At 31.7% G+C, this 2,500-nt stretch carries 1 protein-coding gene; it reads left to right on the top strand.

What is annotated here, in order from left to right:
* Positions 1-1,316: 1,316 nt before the first annotated feature.
* Entirely contained in the window at positions 1,317-2,363 is a 1,047-nt protein-coding gene (locus EIG86_RS01645) for a hypothetical protein (RefSeq protein WP_127844409.1), read from the top strand.
* Positions 2,364-2,500 lie beyond the last annotated feature (137 nt).

The following is a 2,500-nucleotide window of genomic DNA, read 5'->3' on the forward strand; positions in this document are numbered from 1 at the left end:
ACTTCGAGTGATTTCAAAAGATTCGATAAGAAGCTATTGAAATAGTATCGAGAAGTTATTCTAACTGAATCATCAATAGTTCTCGATACATTTATTACGCCCATTTCGGTCGTACTAAACACTCGAACTGACAGTAGGATATTTCAGAGTTATGTGTATAAGATCTGAAATCTAACATCTTTCAATCTAAATTTGTCACTTCGAGTGATTTTACTGATGCGGTCAGCAGCAGGAAAATTGTATCGAGAAGAAATCATCACTAGTTCTCGATACATTTATTACGCCCTTGCCGGTCGTAAAAAAACTAGAACTGACAGTAGGATATTTCAAATTTATAATTTCAAATTAATGAGTCTGAAACCTAAAATCAACAGTTTGGAGAAAAGAACCTAGAAACAGGAGACAGGACAAAAGAACCACGAGTCAATCATAAATAAACTATCATTTCGCAAAATCCCTAAGAAATTTATGTGGAATCTCAACAAACTGCAACCTACAACGTAAAATTCGAAATCCAATTTATTAGTTACAAATCACTAGTTAACCAGTTTTGCTAAAGGCTGTAAGCGTAAATTTCAAGTTACAAGTGGTGAAAGCTTCAAGTTGAAATTCACAATCAACAAACTGTAACCTAAGAAACCTGAAATTCAAAATCACACAAATCTATAACTGAAAAACTCAAAATTTAGAATATAAACCCAAAAAATACCCAGTACTAGGTATTGTGTCAAGTAAATTATCCCTATATATTTGTAAAGTGCTATAGATAAAAGAAATTTAAAATATTATCTATTGTGAAAACTATCCTTAAACCAATCTGAGAACCTGACCATTTTATCCTGTGGTCAGGTTTTTTATTTTTAATCCTGAAGCTTTGAGAGATGTCGGATTTTCTATTTTGAAAACAAAACACTCGAACTGAAAGCATGATTTCTCATTTCAGATTGATGAGTCTGAATTCTGAAATCAACTCTCTTCAAATCTTCCACTCTCAAAAGTCTATAAGATATATGCGGTAGGCAATAAGTTAAAAGTTTCAAGTTGAATTACTTTAAAACAATTTGTAAACTGAAATTCACAAGTCATAAATCACCAAAACACTACTGGAGTTTTAAAATATATACGGGCTTTTTGTATTTTTGTATAAAACTAAGCAATAATTATGTTCAATACTTTCGATTTTTACGATAAAAACCCATTTCTTCATAATCATAGATTTAGCGACGAAATCATATCTAAAGGAAGCTTTTCTCTTTTTGATTTTTTTCTAAAAAATTTCTTTGCTTACCTTGTTTTTTATAAAAAAAGTTGAGGATTTGAACTATAATCAAGGTAATATCTCGTTAACGCATGAAATTGAAAGAAAGATAATCAGTACTAGCATAAAAATTTTTAAGCTTGAAGACAGTGAAAACAGCACTTATACTTCATCGCCAATGAAAAGCTTTGCAGATATAGAACTGATGGACTTAAGGTTTTTCCTTCAGGAACAAGCTGCTGAATCTTATGAAAAAGGTGATTTTACCAAAGAAATAACTGAAAGTTTAGCTAGAAAATATCATGATTGCATTGCTGAGCAATATCAGAATTTTAAATCATTTGATGCTTTAGTACATTCACTAAATAGAAGTGTCAATTTTGAAGATGAAAATTATGATGACAACGAAATTTATTTTGTTGACTACATGTTAGCCAAAGGAATAAATAAACAATTTGTTGAATTAGATAAATTAGATCATGCACTGGGACAGCTTAGAAATATCATTATTCAAACCATGATTAGTGATTTTATAGAAAATGGCAGTTTTGATATTGAAATCAATGAAGAGATAAAGCAAGTTATCAAAAAGATTTTATACCTCTCAGATTCTCCCATAACTCCATTAGATCAGCAAACTGAGCTCAAAAAAGGCGTTTATGTTTGGTATCTGCAGATTGTTAGAGACATAGATTTGCAAGCCAATTTCAATAACATGCCCAAAATTTTTGATGTTATTGAACAGGAGTTTAAAACCTTATTCAATCTTGAATCAAACCCAGCAACTTCAGAACAGCCCGGAGAAAATAAGCCCCCCGACTTTCCTAAAGATATTTTTCTGAATTACCAATCCTATGCTGTCTTTTGCACACTAGCAAAAGCCATTTACATGCGTCAATCCATTTGCTACTTTTATAGACGTATGTACGAAGAAGGATTTATTCTTGTCATGGATAAAGACTTTCGAAAATGGTTCAATACTGCCGGATTTCCCATCACATTAATGTCTCCCACAGAAACTTTAGCCAAATGTTACTCCAATGAGCGGCAAAAATATGTGGATTTAGTCTATAAATTAAAAGGCTTAAGCACTGATAATCAGTAACTAGAAAAATAGCCGGTCAACTCGGCTAATTTTCAGTCAAAACTCGGCGATTTTTCGGTCAGAAGTTGTGAATGTACCCGCTAGCTTTGTCAAAAACAAAATCTCATGATGGTTTTAAATCAATTTGACATAAATAC

The organism is Psychroflexus aestuariivivens, assembly GCF_004010055.1.
Taxonomy (GTDB): Bacteria; Bacteroidota; Bacteroidia; order Flavobacteriales; family Flavobacteriaceae; genus Psychroflexus; species Psychroflexus aestuariivivens.